The sequence below is a fragment of the Nissabacter archeti genome (genome assembly GCF_018257325.1).
Taxonomy (GTDB): domain Bacteria; phylum Pseudomonadota; class Gammaproteobacteria; order Enterobacterales; family Enterobacteriaceae; genus Chimaeribacter; species Chimaeribacter arupi.
In genome coordinates this window covers 27,025-47,139 of the sequence record NZ_JAERKB010000010.1, presented here as the reverse complement: position 1 = coordinate 47,139, position 20,115 = coordinate 27,025, and the positions used below count along the sequence as shown (strand labels likewise).

1 protein-coding gene is annotated in these 20,115 nt (G+C 68.0%); it reads left to right on the top strand.

The window, feature by feature from the left end; all coding sequences use genetic code 11:
- Window positions 1-152 precede the first annotated feature (152 nt).
- The gene (locus JK232_RS15105) at window positions 153-20,093 is read left to right on the top strand and encodes an Ig-like domain-containing protein (protein WP_212589356.1); all 19,941 of its coding nucleotides are present in this window, start codon (window positions 153-155) and stop codon (window positions 20,091-20,093) included.
- Window positions 20,094-20,115 lie beyond the last annotated feature (22 nt).

Here is a 20,115-nt window from a genome sequence, read left to right as displayed (position 1 = left end):
AATGAAGCCACGGAATTCCAGGGCTTTTAGTTAATTTCCCCTACTGCATCTCTGCTGCTCAGGACGGGCCTGTCTGTGCCAGGCGTCTGTTATGAAAGGTAAAAGTTTGCCGTCATGGGATTTTTTACGACGATTTGGAGAAGAGGCAGCATATGGCAACCGCAGATATCCTTTCCCGCACTTCCGGCGACGTGATTACCCAGGTCGCAGACGGCACCCAAACCCATTCCCTGACTGAACCCAGCGTAGTGCGCGTGAACGGCTCACGTACGCTGGTGGCCCGTTATGAGCGCGTCGGCAACGACCTGATCCTGCATATGCAGGATGGCTCAACGGTCACCTACCGCAGCTTCTTCCTGACCAATGCGGAAGGGCTGCACAGCGAACTGGTGTTTGATGACGGTATCGGCGTGCTTGACCATGCGGTCTTTGCCGAGGGCGTGGCGACAGCGGCACCCACTGCCGTGGTGCCGACGTTCGCGGCGCTGGATACGATTGGGCCGCTGATTGCCACCGGCTCCGCCTTTGCCTTGTCACCGCTGGCGCTGGCCGGGATTGGTGCCGTGGCGCTGGGCGGCGGGATCGCCCTGGCGGCCGGTGGCGGCGGTGGCGGTGGCGGCAGTGCCGGGGACGCAGGCGGCGGGGGTGTGACGCCCGGTGCCGCACCGGTCGTGACATTAACGCCGTTTGCCGCGGATAACCTGCTCAACGCCGGCGAGGCGCAGGCTGCCCAGACCCTGACCGGGACGGTACAGAATGCCGAGGCCGGCAGCAGCGTGCTGCTGACCCTGAACGGCGTGACCTATACCGGCGTGGTGGCGGCGGACGGCAGCTTCAGCATCAGTGTGCCTGCCTCTGCCCTGCAAGGGCTGGCAGACGGCAGCTACCCGCTGAATGTTACCGTCACCAATGCTGCCGGGCTGAGCGGCCAGGCGACCCTGACGGTCGGCGTGGATACCACTGCGCCTGCCGTCACCGTCAATGCGGTGGCCGGTGACAACCTGATTGATGCCGCTGAGGCAACCCAGCCGCTGGTGATCAGCGGCAGCGCCACGGCGGCAGACGCCGGGCAGACCGTCACCGTGACCCTGAACGGCACCACCTATACCGGCGTCGTCAATGCGGACGGCAGCTGGAGCGTGACCCTGCCGGCCGGGGCGCTGAGCGGCCTGGCCAACGGCACCTACCTGCTGACCACCTCCCTGACTGACGCCGCCGGCAACACCACCAGCGTGACCCAGAGCGTGGTGCTGAACACCACCGGCGCGGCCCTGCCGACGCTGACGCTGGCCCCCGTTACCGGTGACAACGTGATTGACAGCACCGAGGTGCAGAGCGCCCAGACGCTGAGCGGCACCACCACCGGCGTGGAAGCGGGGCAGACCGTGACGCTGGTGCTGAACGGCATCACTTATACCGCTGCCGTGAACGCGGACGGCAGCTGGAGCACCACCGTGCCGGCTGCCGATCTCGCGCTGCTCGCCAGCGGCAATACCACGCTGACGGCCACCGTGTCCAACCAGGCCGGGGTGCAGGCGGCAGACAGCGAAACCCTGACTGTGAACCTCGGTGCCGCGCAACCGACGCTGACCCTGGCCGCGTTCGCCGGGGATAACGTGCTCGACAGTACGGAAGCGCAGACGGCCCAGACGCTGAGCGGCACCACCACCGGCGTGGAAGCGGGGCAGACCGTGACGCTGGTGCTGAACGGCATCACGTATACCGCCGCCGTGAATGCGGACGGCAGCTGGAGCACCACGGTGCCGGCCGCCGATCTCGCGCTGCTCGCCGCCGGCAGCCTGCCGCTGACCGCCACGGTCAGTACCGTGGCCGGGGTCACTGCCGGGGCCAACGCCACGCTGGTGGTCGCCGGTGCGCCGACGATCAACCCGGTGGCAACGGATAACATCATTAATGCCGCCGATGCGGCCGCCGATCTGGTGCTGAGCGGCACCACCGGCGCGCCCGGTGCCGGGCAGGGCGTCACCGTGACCGTGGGCGGCACCGTCTACACCGGCAGCGTGGACGCCGCCGGGAACTGGAGCGTCACCGTCCCGGCTGCCACCCTCCAGGCATTGCCGCAGGGCACCACCACCCTGAATATTGCGGTGACCAGCGCCTCCGGCAACGTCACGCCGCTGACCGCCACCGTCACCAATGACACCGTCGCCCCGGCGCTGGTGGTGGACCCGGTCGCCGGTGACCAGACCATCAACATCACCGATGCACAAAGTGACATCATCGTCAGCGGCACCACCTCTGACCCGGCTGCCCCGCTCAGCGTGACGCTGAACGGCGTCAGCTATACACCGGTGGTCGCGGCCGACGGCAGCTGGACGGCGACCATTCCGGCCAACACCCTGACCTACCCGGCCGGCAGCTACCCGCTGGTGGTCACCACCACCGATGCCGCCGGTAACCCGGCCAGCGTCACCCAGAACCTTTACCTGCACGCCGACCCGGCCGCCGCGCCGACCGTCAGCGTGAACCCGTTTGCCGGGGACAACACCGTAGACGGTGCCGAGCTTAATGTGGCGCAGGTGCTGAGCGGCACCACCACCAACATGGAAGCCGGGCAGATCCTGACGCTGCAAATCGGCCCGGGCCTGCAGCGCACCGCGCAGGTGCAGGCGGACGGCAGCTGGCAGCTGACGCTCACCGCCGCCGAGCTGGGTGAGCTTCCGGCCGGTACCACTACGCTCACCGTACAGGCGACAGACGCCGCCGGTAACCCGGTCACCGCCACCAGCAGCATCGGCATTATCCCGACGCAGGGCGGGGTGGCGATTGCCGCCGTCACCGGGGATAACCTGATCAACGCCGCTGAGGCCGCCGCCGGGGTGACGCTGCAGGGCAGCACCCAGAATGTGGATGAAGGCGCCACCATGCAGGTGACGCTGAACGGCATCACCTACACCACCACCACCCAGGCGGACGGCAGCTGGAGCCTGGAGGTGCCGGCCGCGGATCTGCAGGCGCTGGCCGACGGCAGCTACCCGGTTACCGCCACCACCACCGACAGTGGCGGCACGGTGGTCACCTCCACCACCACGGTAACCACCGTGATCACCACCTTGCCGGTGGTGACGGTGAACCCGCCGCTGGGCGATGGTGTGCTGAACCTGGCGGAAGCCGCCGCAGACCAGACCCTGACCGGCAGCACCGGCGTGGCCGGGGCAGGGCAGACCGTGACCCTGACCCTGGGCGACACCGCCTATAACGCCGTGGTGGCCGCCGACGGGAGCTGGAGCCTGGTGGTGCCGGCCGCAGATTTGCAGGCGCTGCCCAGCGGCAGTGTGCCTTACAGCGTGCTGGCCACCGATGCCGCCGGCAACAGCACCACCCTGACCGGCAGCCTGCCGGTTGATTTCGGCGCCCCGACCCTGACCTTGAACCCGATCGCCGGGGACGGCACCCTCAATGCCGCAGAACAGCAGGTGTCGCAAATCCTGAGCGGTACCGCGTTCGGCGTGGAGGCCGGGCAGACGGTCACCGTGACCCTGAACGGCATTACTTACAGCGCGCCGGTGCTCTCCGGCGGTAACTGGGAAGTGACCATTCCGGCGGCCGATCTGGCGCTGCTGGCCAATGGCGGCCTGACCCTCACCGCCACCGTGGCGGATGCCGCAGGCAACAGCGTTTCGCAAAGCCAGACGCTGATCGTCAATAACACCGTGGGCGGGCTGGCGGTCGATCCGATCGCCGGGGATAACCGCATCAACGCCGCGGAAGCCACCGCCCCGCTGGTGCTGACCGGCAGCGCCGCCAATGTGGCGGAGGGCAGCCCGGTCACCGTCACCCTCAATAACGTGACCTATACCGGCACCGTGGGCGCCGACGGCAGCTGGACGGTCACTGTGCCGGTGGCGGACGTCGCGGCCTTGCCGGACGGCACCAACACCCTGACCCTCAGCGCCACGGATGCCGGCGGCACGCCGCTCAGCAGCAGTGTGGCACTCGACACGCGCATCACCACGCTGCCGGAGCCGGTGGCGGATACCCCGTTCGGTGACGGCACCCTGAGCGGCCCGGAAGCGGCCGTTGACCAGACGCTGACCGGCAACACCGGCGTCACCGGTGCCGGGCAGGCGGTGGTGGTTAACCTGAACGGCGTGGATTACCCGGCCACCGTGCAGGCGGACGGCAGCTGGAGCGCCACGGTGCCCGCCGCTGATTTGCAGGCGATCCCGGCGGGGGCCACCACGTTGACCGTGACCGCCACCGACCCGGCCGGTAACACCGACAGCAGCACCACGCCGCTCACCGTGCTGGGCAGCAGCAACCTGATCACCATCGACCCGGTCACCGGCGACAACCTGGTGAATGCGGACGAAGCCGCGGGCGGCATCACCCTGAGCGGCACCGCCGACAGCCTGGCGGCCGGTTCCACCCTGACGTTGACCCTCGCCGGGCAGACCTACACCACCACCACCGGCACTGACGGCAGCTGGAGCGTGGAGGTGCCGGAAGCGGATGTGCTGGCCTGGACCGGCAACCCGCTGACGCTGGTGGTCACCGCCCCCGACGGCACCAGCAGCAGCGTGGAGATTGGCAACTACGTCACCAACCCGGCGGCACCGACCTTTGACACGCCGTTCGGCAATAACGTCCTGAACATTGAGGAAGCGGCCGTTGACCAGGTGCTGACCGGCACCACCGGCATTACCGGTGCCGGGCAGACCGTTTCCGTGACCCTGGGCGACACCGCCTACCCCGGCAGCGTGGATGCAGACGGCAACTGGACAGTGATTTTGCCGTCCGCCGTGTTGCAGGCACTGGAAGACGGCAGCACGCCGTTGCAGGTCACGGTGACCGATGTCGCCGGTAACAGCGCCACCGCCACCCAGACGCCGACCGTGGCCCTGACCGCGCCGACGCTGACGGTGGGCACCGTGGCGGATGATAACGTCATCAACTATGCCGAAGCACAGGCAGGCGTGGCCGTCAGCGGCACCGCCTCCCTGCCGGACAGCACCGTCACCGTGACGCTGGGCGGCCAGACCTTTACTGCACAGACCAACGGCGACGGCGACTGGACGCTGTCACTGCCGGCGGGCGCCCTCAGCGCAGGCGGCGCATTCCCGGACGGCACCTACCCGCTGACGGTGTCCGTCACTGACGCCAACGGCAACACCACCACCACGTCGCAGGACGTGGTGATCAATGCCGATGAAGACTCCCTGCCGACCGTGACGCTGGATGCCGTCAGCGGCGACAACCAGCTCTCCGAGGCTGAACACCAGGTGTCACAGACCCTGAGCGGCACCACCACCAACGTGGAAGCCGGCCAGACGGTGACCCTGACGCTCAACGACCAGACCTACACCGCCACCGTACAGGGGGACGGCACCTTCAGCGTGATTGTCCCGGCTGCCGATGTGGCGGCGCTGCCGGGCGGGGCCAGCACCGTGGTCGCCACGGTGAGTGACAGCGCCGGTAACACCGCCCCGGCCGCTGAGCAGGGCATCACGGTGGAAGATGCCCTGGGCGGCATCGCGATTGACACCGTCGCCACCGATAACCGCATCAACGCCGCCGAAGCCGCCAGCGATCTGGTGGTGCAGGGCACCGCCTTCAATGTGGCGGACAATACGCCGGTCACCTTCTCCTTCGCCGGGCGCAGCTTCTTCGCCCGTGTGGCAAGCGGAAGCTGGCGCGTCACCATTCCGGCGGAAGTGGTACAGGCTGTGGGGAGCGGGACTGTCGTGGCGACAGCCACCACCACCCAGGCGGACGGCACCACTGCCACCAATGAACTGCCGATTTCGCTGTATGTCAGCCCGGTGCCGGTTGCCACCCTCGACACCCCGTTTGGTGACGGCTTCCTGAATGCGCAGGACATCACCATCCCGCAGACCCTGACCGGCCGCACCGGCGTGACCGGGGCCGGGCAGACCATCACCCTGACGCTGGCGGATATCCCGCTGACCGGCACGGTGGACAATGACGGCGTCTGGCGCGTCACCGTACCGGTGGACGTGCTGCAACAGCTGGCAGAAGGCAATGCGCCGATCGCCGTCCAGGTGCAGGTCGCGGATGCGGGCGGCAACACCAGCAGCACCACCGGCAATGCAGTGGTGGACCTCACCGCCCCGGCCGTGACCATTGATGCCCTGGCGGGCAACGACATCCTGAACGCCGCCGAGCAGGGGGTACCGCTGGTGATAAGCGGCACCGCCACCGGCGGGGTGGAAGGGCAGAGTGTTACCGTGACGCTGAACGGCGTGACCTATACCACCACCGTGCAGGCCAGCGGCAACTGGCAGCTGACAGTACCGGCTGCCGATCTGGCGGCCCTCGGCAACGGCGGGCTGACCGTCAGCGCCACCGTGAATGATCTGGCCGGTAACCCCGGCACGGCTGACCGGGTGCTGATCGTCAATACCGCCCTGGGCGGCATCGCGATCGATACCCTCGCCGGGGATAACGCCCTCAGCGCCGCCGAGGCGGGCCAGCCGCTGGTGGTCAGCGGCACCACTGCCAATGTCACGCCGGGCAGCGTGGTCAGTGTCGAACTGGCAGGCACCGCCTACACCGGCACGGTCAATAGCGACGGCAGCTGGACGGTCACCGTCCCGGCGGCGGCCGTGGGCGCGTTGCCGGATGGCCTGAACAGCGTCACTGCCACCGTCACCGATGCGGGCGGCACCGGCGAAACCGCCACCGCCACCCTGGATGTGCACATCACCAACCTGCCGCAGGCCACGCTGGATACCCCGGCCACCCTGAACGGCAGCGATGTGCAGGCTGAACTGGCGATCACCGGCAGCACCGGTGTCAGCGGCGACGGCCAGAGCGTCACCCTGACGCTGAACGGCCAGACCTTCACCGGCCTGGTGGACGGCGACGGCGGCTGGCAGGTGACGTTGCCTGCCGCAGCGTTGCAGGCGCTCACTGACGGCACTTACCCGCTGACCGTGACGGTCACCGATGCCGCAGGCAACACCAGCACGGCCACCGGCAGCCTGCCGGTGGATGTCACCGCGCCGACGCTGGCGATTGACCCGGTCACCGGCGATAACGTCCTTAACCAGGCCGATGTGCAGGCCGGGATCGCCGTGACCGGGCAGTCTGACGACCTCGACGGCACCGTCACCGTGACCTTTAACGACCAGACCTTTACGGCCACCGTGGGCAGTGACGGCAGCTGGAGCGTGACCCTCCCGGCCGCGGCGCTGGAAGGGCTGGACGGCAGCTTCCCGCTGACTGCCACCCTGACCGATGCGGCGGGCAACCCCGCCACCTTCACCCAGACAGTGACGGTAGACGCCACCGACCTGCCGCAACTGACCCTGGATCCGTTCGCCGGTGACAACGAGCTGGACAGCGCCGAGCGCGGCGTGGCGCAGACCCTGAGCGGCACCACCACCAACGTGGAAGCCGGGCAGACGGTCACTGTCACCCTGAACAACACTACCTACACCACCACGGTACTGGCGGACGGCACCTGGAGCCTGCTGGTGCCGGCGGCCGATCTGGCCCTGCTGACCACCGGCCCGGCAACCCTGACCGCCACCGTGGCGGACATCGCCGGGAACAGCATCACGGCGGATGAAACCGTGACGGTGGTCACCGGCCAGGAAGGGGTGGCGATTGACACCCTCTCCGGCGACAACTTCCTCAATGCCGCCGAGGCGGGCGAACCGCTGGCGGTAAACGGGGTGGTGGTGGGCGTGCCGGAAGGCAACACCGTCACCGTGACCCTGAACGGTGAAACCTATACCGCCACCGTGAACGCGGATGCCACCTGGCGCCTGGAGATCCCGGCGGACGATCTGGCCGGGCTGGCGGACGGCACCTACAGCGTGACGGCAGAGGCGGTCGACAGCAACGGCGCGACGGTGAACGCCGCGCTTGATCTGGTGGTGCTGATCAATAACCTGCCGCAACCGCAGGCCAACGCCCCGTTCGGCGACGGCTACCTGAGCATCAGCGAGGCTGCGGCCGGGCAGGTGCTGAGTGGGCAGACCGGGGTCTCCGGCACCGGGCAAACCGTGACGGTGACGCTCGCCGGGCAGAACATCACCGCCACCGTGGATGAAAACGGCTTCTGGAGCGCGGCTGTCCCGGCGGACCTGCTGCAATCGCTCAGCAACGGGCTGGTGAATTTCAACGTGAACGCCAGTGACGCCGCAGGCAACAGCGCCGACACCACCGGTGCCTTTACCGTGGACTTCACCGCGCCGGGGCTGAGCATCAGCCCGCTGACTGCGGACAACATCGTCAATATCACCGAGGCCGCCGGGGAAGTGACGCTGCGCGGCACCTCGGCCGACATCCCGCTGAACGGCGCGGCCGGGGCCACGGTGACCGTGACGCTGAACGGCGAAACCTACACCACCACCGTGACGGAAGAGGGCACCTGGAGCGTGCCGCTGCCGGTCGGGGCGCTGGCCGGGCTGCCGGACGGCAGTTACCCGGTCACCGCCTCCATTACCGATGACGCGGGCAACAGCACCAGCGTCACCGGCAGCGTGACCCTGGCGACCGACCCGGCGAACGCGCCGCAAATCACCTTTAACGCGTTTGCCGGTGACAACACCCTCAACGGCGCGGAGCAGAACACCACCCAACTGCTGAGCGGCACCGTGGCCAATGTGGAAGCCGGGCAGGTCGTGACCCTGACCCTGAACGGCCGCACCTATACCGCCACCGTGCAGCCGGACAACAGCTGGAGCACCACCGTACCGGCCAATGATCTGCGCCTGCTCAGCAACGGCACGGTGACCATCAGCGCCAGCGTGGAGAACGTGGCGGGCAACAGCGGCACCGCCGAGAACACCGTGACGGTTAACCTGGACCAGGGCGGCATCAGCCTGAACCCGCTGGCCGGGGATAACCTGCTGAACGCACAGGAGGCGGCCAACGATCTGGTGATCAGCGGCACCACGCTGAATGTGCCGGCCGGCACCACCATCACCGTGGCGTTTAACGGTGAAACCTACACCACCCAGGCCAGTGAGCAGGGCGTCTGGAGCGTGACCGTGCCGTCAGCGGCGCTCGCGTTGCTGACCGACGGCACGCAAACCGTGACCGTGACCAGCACCGACGGTGGCGGTAACCCGGTCACCACCAGCACCAGCCTGTCGGTGTTTGTGAACAACCTGCCGGTGCCGACGCTGGACCTGCCGTTCCTCGATGGGGTGCTGAACACGGCGGAGGCACAACTTCCCCAGACCCTGACCGGCTCCACCGGCATCGCCGGGGCCGGGCAGAGTGTGAGCCTGACGCTGGGCGGCACGCTCTACACCGGCACGGTGGACGCCAACGGCAACTGGAGCCTGACGCTGCCGGCGCAGGCGCTGAGCGACCTGCCGGACGGCACCGCCACCCTGCCGATCACCGTGAGCGATCTGGCGGGCAACACCGCCACCCTGAACGGCAGTGCGCAGATTGATTTCACCGCGCCTACCGTGGTGGTCAACCCGATTGCCAATGACAACATCGCCAACGCTGCAGAAATTGCGGCCGGGGTGGTGGTCAGCGGCAGCGGCTCGGAAGTCGGGGACATCGTCACCGTCACCATCCTGTTTAACGACATCGCCTATGAGGCCATTGTGCAGCCGGGCGGCGGCTGGAGCCTGACCCTGCCGCCAAGTGCGCTGGCCAACCTGCCGGACGGCAACTATGACCTGCTGATCAGCCTGACGGATGCGGCCGGTAATACCTCTGATCTGATCCAGACCCTGGTGCTGGACGGCGCGGCAGAAAACCTGCCGGTGCTGACCATCAACCCGATCGCCGGGGATGACATCCTCAACGGTGCGGAAATCCAGAGCGCGCAGCTGATAAGCGGCGTGGCGCAGAATGTGGAAAGCGGCCAGAACGTGCAGGTAACGCTGGGCGACAACACCTACATTGCGCAGGTGCAGGCGGGCGGCGTCTGGTCAGTGAGCATTCCGGCAGCCGATCTGGCGCTGCTGGCCGACGGCGCGCAGACCCTCAGCGCCGGGGTCGCGGACGCGGCCGGTAACCTGACCACCGCCAGCCGGCCGATTACCCTGAACACCGCGCAGGGCGGGCTGAGCATTGACCCGGTCACCGGTGACAACCTGATCAACGCCGCCGAGGCCGGGGCCGCCATTACCCTGAGCGGCAACAGCGCCAACGTGGCGGAAGGGGCCACCGTCACCCTGACGCTGAACGGCATCACCTATACCGCCGCCGTGGGCGCGGACGGCAGCTGGAGCACCACCGTCCCGGCGGACGATGCCGCGCTGCTCACTGACGGCAGCCTGTTGCTCTCCGCCGGCGTCACCGATAACGGCGGCACTGAGCAGACGGCCAACGTCACCCTGGGTGTGTTTGTCACCCCGGTGCCGGCACCGACGGTGAACGATCTGTTTGCCGACGGCGTGCTGAGCAGCAGCGAAGCCGCCCAGAGCCTCGGCCAGAGCATAGCCGGGAACACCGGCATCACCGGCAACGGGCAGACGGTGGTAGTGACCCTGGCGGGCCAGACGATCAATGCAGTGGTGGACAGCACCGGCGCCTGGAGCGCCACGCTGCCCCCGGCGCTGCTGACCGGCCTGGCTGACGGCAGCAACAGCCTGACGGTGACCACTACGGACGCCGCCGGTAACACCAACCAGACCCAGAGCACCTTCCAGGCCGACTTCACGCCGCCGGCCCTGACGCTGGACCCGATCGCGGGTGACAACATCCTGATCAACAGCGACGTGAACACCACCATCACCGGCACCAGCAGTGCCACCGGCCAGACAGTGGTGGTCACTCTCTTCGGCGTGCCTTACCAGGCCGAAGTGCTGGAAGACGGGAGCTGGTCACTGTTCCTGAGCGGCCTGAACCAGGCGCCGAACGGCACCTACCCGGTGACCGTGAGCGTCACGGATGCGGCCGGGAACGTCACCACCCTGACAGATGAACTTCAGGTGGCGCGCAACCTCGACATCGCCATCACCCGTGACACCTTCACCGGCGACGACGTGCTGAATGCCGCCGAAGTGCTGGTCGACCAGGTGATCAGCGGCAGCACCGTGGGTGTCGAGGCGGGCCAGACCCTGACCGTGCGCTTTAACGGCACCGACTACACCACCACCGTCACCTCCGGCGGCGGCTGGAGCCTGCTTCTGCCGCAGTCGGCGCTGGCCGGGCTGGCCAACGGCGAGCAGGTGGTGATCGAAACGCGCGTCAGTGATGTGTACGGCAACCCGGCGGTGCAGAGCAGCAGCATCACGGTGAACCTGGACCAGGGCGGTATCGCCTTTAACCCGGTCACCGGCGACAACTACATCAATGCGCAGGAGGCGACGGCGGACGTGGTGCTCAGCGGCACCACCGCCAATGTGGCCGAAGGGGCGACGCTGGCCCTGACCTTTGACGGCCTCAGCTACACCACCACCGTCGGCGCGGGCGGCAGCTGGAGCATCACCCTGCCGGCGGCCGATGTGGCCACCCTGCCGGACGGCGATGTGCCGCTGACCGCCACCGTCACCGACCTGGGCGGCACGGAAATCACCCAGACCCTCGATATCGGCGTGCATATCACCACGCTGCCGGCACCGGTGCTGAATACGCCGCTGGGCGACGGCTTCCTGAGTGCCGCCGCCGCCGGGCAGGACCAATACCTCTCCGGTGCCACCGGCATCAGCGGGGACGGCCAGACGGTGCTGGTCACCCTCGGCAACTTCACCTACAACGCCCGGGTGAACAATGACGGCAGCTGGACAGCCACCCTCCCGGCGGCTGACCTGCAAACGCTGCCGGAAGGCAGCACCCCGATCGTGGTCGCCGCCAGCGACATCGCCGGGAACACGGTCACCACCACCAGCGCCCTGACGGTGGACTTCACCGCCCCGGCCCTGACGGTGGCCGATGTCGCCACCGACAACGCGCTCAACGCCGCTGAAGTCCAGCAACCCTTCAGCCTGAGCGGCACCGCCCCGGCCGGGGAAGCGGGCCAGACCGTGACCGCGACCCTGAACAGCGTCAGCTACACCACCGCCGTGCTGGCGGACGGCACCTGGTCGCTTTCGATCCCGGCCGGGGCGCTGGCCGGGCAGCCGGACGGCAGCTACCCGCTCACCGTCACCCTGACTGACGCCGCCGGGAACACCAGCACCAGCACCAGCGCCCTGACGCTGGCGGCCACCCTGCCGCTGCCGCAGGTCGATACCCCGTTGCAGAACAGCTACCTCAATGCCGCCGAAGCGGCCGCACCGCAGACCTTCACCGGTAACAGCGGGGTGGCGGGCAGCGGCCAGAGTGTGGTGGTGAACATTGCCGGGGCCGACTACCCGGCCACCGTGGATGCAGACGGCAACTGGTCGCTGACGCTGCAACCGGCCGTGTTGCAGGCGCTGACACCGGGCACCCAGCCGGTGGTGGTGACGGTGACCGATGCCTTCGGCAACCAGGGCGTGGCCCAGAGCGCCCTGATTGTGGACTACGCCGCCCCGGCCCTGACGGTGTCGCCGGTGGCGGGTGACAACACCCTGAATGCCGCCGAGCTGGCGGGCACTGTACTGTTTACCGGCACCACCGATGCCGCGGAAACCGGGCAGACCGTGACGCTGGACTTCAATAACCAGGTATACCAGACGCAGGTGCAGGAGGACGGCAGCTGGAGCATCACCCTGCCGGACGGGGTGAGCCAGACGCTGGCCGACGGCAGCTACCCGGTCACCGTGACCCTGCTGGATGCGGCGGGCAATACCGCCGTGCAGACCTTCCCGCTGGTGGTGGCCGCGTCGGCCACTGCGCTGCCGACCCTGACGGTGCTGACCGTCAGCGGTGACAACTACATCAACCAGGCCGAAGCCGCCGCCGATGTGACGGTCACCGGCAGCAGCACCAACCTGCCGGCCGGGCAGGTGGTGACGCTGACGCTGGCAGACCAGACCTTTACCGGCACGGTGGCTGCCGACGGCACCTGGAGTGTGGTGGTGCCGTCAGCGGCGGTGGCGGCACTGGGTGACGGCACCCAGAGCTTCACCGTGAGCGCGGCAGATGTGGCGGGCAACCCGGCCAATAACATCGGCCAGTTCACGCTGGTGGCGCAGGCCGCCAGCCTGCCTGCCGTGAGCATTGACCCGGTCAGCAATGACGGGGTGATCAATGCGCAGGAGGTGCAAAACGACCTGACGCTCACCGGCAGCAGCCAGAACGTGCCGGAAGGCAGTACGCTGACCATCGCCCTCAGCGGCGTGCTGACTTACACCGCGACCGTGAATGCGGACGGGAGCTGGAGCGTGCTGGTGCCGTCAGCGGATCTCGGCACCCTGCCGCAAGGGGCCAACAGCATCACGGTCACCGGCAGCGATGTCGCGGGCAACCCGGCGACCGGCAGTGAAACCTTCACCGTCGACACCGACCTCCCGCTGCTGGACGTCACCACCAGCCTCGGGACGGATGCCACCCTCAACCAGGCTGAAGCCCTGGCCGGGCTGGTGGTAAGCGGCACCGCGGAGGCGGGGCTGCCGGTCAACGCGACCCTGAACGGGGTGACCTATACCGTGGTGGCCGCAACCGACGGCAGCTACAGCCTGACCATCCCGGCCGGTGACCTGCAACAGTTGCCGGACGGCGCGACCACCCTGGACATCACCATCACGGATGCCAGCGGCAACCTGTCGGCCCAGTCATTGCCGGTGACGGTCGCCATCAATACCCTGCCGGCCCTGACGCTGAACACCCCGTTTGGTGATGGGCTGGTGAGCGCGGCCGAAGCGGCCGCCGATCAGGTATTGAGCGGCACCACCACCAACCTGGCCGCCGGTACGCCGGTGACGGTCACCCTCGGCAGCCTGACCTTTGCCGCTGTGGTGAATGCCGACAACACCTGGAGTGTGACGATCCCGGCCAATACGCTGACGCCGCTGGGTGACGGCGCAGAACAAATCCTGGTGTCCGCGGCGGATGTCGCGGGCAACCCGGCCAGCGCCAGCGCCAGTGCGGAGCTGGTGATCGCGGCGGTGCCGGTGGCGGCGATCACCACGCCGTTTGTCACCGGGCAACTGAATGCCGTGACCGCGGCGACCGATCAGGTGATCAGCGGCTCCACCGGCGTGACCGGCAGCGGCCAGACCGTGACCCTGACGCTGGACGGCGAGCCGGTGCCGGTAACCGTGGAAGAAAACGGCCTCTGGAGCGCCACGCTGACCTCCGCCCAGCTCACCGGGCTGAGTGACGGCACCCACACGCTGGACGTGACCGTGACCGACCGGGCAGGGAACACCTCCTCCACCGCGACCCCGTTCACCGCGATTGTGAACACCCTGCCGGACGTCACCTTCAACCTGCCGTTTGGCGACGGCATCATCAACGCCGCCGAGGCGGCGCAGGGCGGCGCGCTCAGCGGGAATACCGGCATCACCGGCACCCAGACGGTGGTGGTGAACGTCAACGGGACGCTCTACCCGGCAGACGTTGACCCGGCGACCGGCAACTGGTCGCTGACGCTCTCCCCGGCACTGCTGACCTCGCTGCCGGACGGCGCATGGCCGGGTGCCGTGACCGTGACCGATGCGGTCGGGAACACCTCGACCCTGGGCGGCGATCTGATCATCGCCATCAATAACCTGCCGACAGCCACCCTGAACGCCCCGTTCGGCGATGCGCAGCTGAACATTGCCGAAGCGGCGGCCGGGCAGACGCTGAGCGGGAAAACCGGCCTCACCGGGGACGGCCAGACCGTGACCGTCGCCATTGACGGCGGCACGCCGTTCACCGCGACAGTCACCCCCAACGGTGACTGGACGCTGGATCTCCCCCCTGCGCAGTTGCAGGGGCTGGCAAACGGCCCGCACACCCTGCTGGTGACGGCCACAGACTTTGCCGGGAACAGCAGCACCACCTCGCTCGGCTTCGTCGCCAGCCTGATCCCGCTCGATCCGGTGATTGATACGCCGTTCACCGACGGCGTGCTCAACATCGCCGAAGCGGCCGGGCCGTTGACCATCACCGGGAATACCGGTGAGGTGGGCGTGGGCCAGGGCGCGCAACTGACGCTCGACCTCGCCGGTATCAGTTACCCCGGCACCGTGGATGCGCAGGGCAACTGGTCGGTGACCCTGCCGGCCGGGGCGCTCAGCGGCCTGCAAACCGGCCAGCATGAACTGGATGTCACGCTGGTGGATCAGGCGGGCAACACCACCACCGAGGTGCTGGCCTTTACCGCCGCGCTGACTGCACCGGTGCCGACCTTTGCGGTGGCCTCCGGCGAGGGGGTGATTAACGCTGCCGCCGTGGCCGGCGGCATTGTGATGAGCGGCACCACCGGGGCCACCGGCGCCGGGCAAACCGCCATCGTCACACTGGGCGGCACCCCGTACACCGCCACCGTGGCCGAGGACGGCAGCTGGACACTGCCGCTCTCTTCCGCCCAGCTCGGCGCACTGGCGCAGGGTGACCAGCCGCTGATCCTGACTGTCACGGACAGCGCCGGCAACACCGCCACCCTGAATGACAGCGTGCGGGTCGACACCACGGTGCCGGCGATTGACACGCTGGTGTTCTCGGCGGGCGACACCCTGGACTACGTCGAGAGCTTCACCACCCAGACCCTGAGCGGCACCGCCACCAACGCCGAAGCGGGGGATACCATCACCGTGACCATCGGTGACGGCACGCAGAGCGGGATCGTGAACGCTGACGGCAGCTGGTCAGTGAACCTGACCCCGGCCCTGCTGGAGGGGCTGGACGAGGCGGGCGCGATTGGCGTCAGCATCACTGACCTGGCAGGCAACACCAGCAGCACCAGCCTGCCGGTCGCGGTGGATCTCACCCCGCCGGCCGCGCCGGATGTGGCGGTGGGGGCACTGGGCGGGGATAACATCGTCAATGCCGCGGATGCGCAGACCCTGTTCCTGACCGGCCGCTTCTTCCGGCTGGCGACCGGCAGCGCCGGGACGGTCACCGTGACCCGTGCAGACGGCACGGTGCTCGGCACCACGCCGATTTCCGGCACGGACGGCGAATGGAGTGTCGGCATCGCCAACACCGCCGCCAACCTGCCGGACGGCACCCAGACGCTGACGGTGACGCTGGCGACCGCCACCACCACCCTGACCAGCACCGCCACGGTGCTGGTTGACCGCACCGCGCCGACCCTGACGCTGGATCCGTTCACCGGTGACAACACCCTGAGTGCCGGTGAGCAGGCCAGCAGCCAGATCCTGAGCGGTACGGTCTCGGCGGCGGATGCCGGGCAGACGGTGACCCTGACGCTGAACGACAACACCTTCCGCGCCGTGGTGCAGGCGGACGGCACCTGGTCCACCACCGTGCCGTCGTCCGCCCTGCAGGCGCTCACCGACGGCGATTACCCCATCACCGCCACCGTGTCCGACGCGGCGGGCAACGTCACCACCCAGACGCAGACCCTGACCGTGGACACCGCTGCGCCGCTGATTACCGTGGCGGCGCTGGCGGATGACAATATCCTGAATGCCGCCGATATTCTGACAACACAGGTGCTGACCGGTACGGCGTCCGGCGCGGAAGGGCAGACCATCGGCCTCTACCTCGGCGACGGCAGCCCGATTGCCACCGCCGTGGTCAGTGAAACCGGCACCTTCAGCCTCGACCTGACGCCGGAAGTGCTCGGCAGCCTGGCCGAAGGCGCGCTGGTGTTCGGCTTGCGCGTGGGCGATCAGGCCGGGAACACCACCGCTGCCACTGTGACCGTGAATAAAGTGGTCAACAGTGCGCTGAACCTGGTGGTGGACTCGGTGTTTGGCGACAACACCCTGAATGCGCTGGATACCGCTGTGGCGCAGACCATCAGCGGGGTGGCGACGTCCGCCGGGATCGGGGCCACCGTGGCCGTGACCCTGGGCGGCACCACCCTGACGGCGGAGGTCGGCCAGAACGGCCAGTGGGCTATCGTGGTGCCGCCGGATGTGCTCGGGCTGCTCAGCGACGGCAACCTGGCGCTGGACATCACCCTGACGGATGCCGCCGGTAACACCCGCACCGTAGGCGAAACCGTGACCGCCATTGTTGACAATGTGCCGGTGGTCGGCGAACTGACCGGGCTGTTCGGCGGGGATAACCTGCTGAACGTGGCGGAAACGCTGGCCGGGCAGACCCTCAGCGGTGTGGTTGATGCCGCAGAGGGTTCCACCGTCACCGTGACGCTGGGGACGCGCGCCTACCAAAGCCTGGTCGGCGCAAACGGCAGCTGGAGTGTCACCCTGCCGTCGGCTGACCTGTCTGCGCTGGCGGTGGGCGACCTGGCGCTGAACCTCAGCGTGGTGGACCCGGCGGGCAACATCGCCACCGGCTCGGCCACCATCGGCGTCTTCAACACCCAGCCGACCATCACGCTGAACCCGATCTTCGGCAACGGCCTGCTCAATATTGCCGGCGCCCTGGTGGATCAGACCATCAGCGGGGTGGCGACCAACGCGGCGCCCGGCAGTACCGTGACGCTCGCTATCGGCAACCGCACCGTAGAGGCCACCGTGGGCACCAACGGCAGCTTCAGCGCGGTGGTCACGCCGGATATCCTCAGCACCCTGACCAGCGGCCCGCTCACTGTCGGGGCCACGCTGAACGGGCTGTCAGGCAATACCGCCACCACCACCGGGGCGCTGACGGTGGATGTCACCGCGCCGACCATTACCCTGAACCCGCTGTTTGGTGATGCGCTGCTGAATGCGGCAGATGCCACCGTCAGCCAGCTGATTGGCGGCACCATCGCCAATGCGGAGGCGGGGTCACGCGTGGTGGTGTCTGTCGGCAACCAGCAGTATGTCACCACCACCGCGGCGGACGGCACCTTCAGCCTGTCGCTGGCACCTGCCATCCTGCGTACCCTCACGGACGGCAACCTGTCGGTGGGCGTCAGCGTCACGGATGCCGCCGGCAACACCAGCAGCACCAGCGGAACAGCGCTGGTCGGGATCACCAACCTGCCGACCATCAACCTCAACCCGGTGTTTGGCGGCGATAACATCCTGAACGTGCTGGAGGCGCTGACCACCCAGACCATCAGCGGTAACGTCGGTAATGTGGCGGCCGGCAGCACGGTGCGGATTAACGTCGGGAACATTGTGACCACCGCCACCGTCGGGCAGAACGGCAACTTCAGTGCGCAACTGACGCCGGATGTGCTCGGCACGCTGCTCTCCGGCAACCTCACCGTGGGGGTCTCGGTCACTGACCCGGTCGGCAACGTCGCCCGTGCCAGCGTGGGGGCCGTGGTCGGCCCGCGTGTCACCCCGACCGTGACGCTGAACACCATCTTTGGTGACGGCGTGCTGAGCGCGGCGGATCTCACCACCGCCCAGACCATCAGCGGGAGCACCACCAACGCCGCCACCGGGTCAGCCATCAGCGTGGCGCTGGGCGGGTCCACCTACACCACCACCGTGGGCAGCAACGGGGCCTGGTCACTGAGTGTGCCGGCCAGCAGCCTGACCGGGCTGGCCAACGGCACCCAGACGGTGAACGTCACGGTGACGGACCCGTACGGCGCCACCGGCACCGCCAGCCGCACCGTGAGCGTGATCGCCCAGACCCCGCCGACCGTGACCCTGTCGTCGGTATTTGGCGATAACGCCATCAGTGCCGCGGACGCCCGCCAGGCGCAGACCATCAGCGGCACCACCACCAACGCTGAAGGATCGACGCTGCGGGTGACGCTGGGCGGCACCACCTACACCACCACCGTGGGCAGCAGCGGTGCCTGGAGCGTGTCGGTGCCGGCGGCCGCGCTGGCGGCGCTGGCGGACGGGAGCTACACCCTGACCGCCAGCGTCACCAACGCCGCCAATAACACCGGCAGCAACACCGCCCCGGTAACGGTGCTCACCCATACCCAGCCGACCATTACCCTGGGCAGCGTGTTCGGTGGGGACGGTTACCTGAACCTCAATGAAGCCAACAGCGGCCAGACCATCAGCGGGACGTCCACCAACGCGGTGGGCAGCACGGTGTCGGTGAATGTGGCCGGGAACGTGCTGACCACCACCGTGGGCAGCAACGGCGCATGGAGCGTGACGGTGCCGAGCGGGACGCTGCGTAACATTAACGACGGCAGCCAGACCCTGACGGTTTCGGTGAGTGATGCGGGCGGCAACACCGCCAATGCCAGCACCACCTTTACCGCCATCACCCGGAACGTGCCGCAGGTGGGGGTTGACCCGGTGCTCAACCTGGTCAACTACCTGCTGTTCGGCCTGACGATTTCCGGCGGCACGCGCAACCTGGCGCAAGGCTCGCGGGTCAAAGTCACCCTGCAAGGGGTGAGCCAGAACGCCACCGTGGATGCGTTCGGCCGCTACAGCGTGCACTATTCCTCGTCACTGCTGGGCGGCTTGCTTATTAACCTGAACTCGATTGTCACCGTGTCGGCGGTGGACGTGGCCGGTAACACCGCCTCGACCACCACCACGCTGCTGCTCGGCTCACTGCTGCCGGTCGCTGCCACGGCGGAGGCGCAGACGCTGATGATGGCGGTGGCCACCGATGATGCCTCGGCGCAGGCGGCCGGGGATGACAATAACAGTGACGGCACCGTGACCACGCTGTCGGCGCTGAGCGTCGGCAGTGAGGCGGCAGCCACCAGCGACAGCGCTGACAGCACGCCGGCCACGGCCACGGCAGACACCACCACGGCCGCGGCCGTCACGGAAGAGGGCGGTGAAACCGCTTATTCCATCGGCGGGCTGACGCTGGATCTTTCCACCAGCGGCGGCGAGGCACTGGGCGGCACCGGCAACGACACCATCCAGTTGCATACGCTGGACTTCCTGCACATTGACGGCGGGGACGGCATCGACACCCTGCAACTGGCCGGCACCGGGCAGCACCTCGACCTGGTGGCACTCGGGCTGAAGGTGGAGCACATTGAGATCTTCGATCTCGGCCAGAGCGGCACCAACAGCCTGACGCTGGATCTGCATGAGGCGGAAACCGTGAAGGATCAACTGGATGAAACGCTGTTTATCCGCGGGGCAGAAGGCAGCCAGGTGACGCTGGTGGGCGACGGTGCCACCTGGGCCACTACCGGCCAGCGGGTGGTGGATGGCCTGACGTTTGACGTCTACCACAACAGTTCACTGGAGAGCAGCAACACGCTGGGGGATGTGCTGGTGCAGCACGGCATCCAGGTCCAACAGGTATAAGGGGGCAACCGGCAACCAACCC

Bases quoted from the DNA above. Each gene is read 5' to 3' on its own strand.
- JK232_RS15105 (WP_212589356.1), top strand. From the start codon at position 153: ATGGCAACCGCAGATATCCTTTCCCGCACTTCCGGCGACGTGATTACC.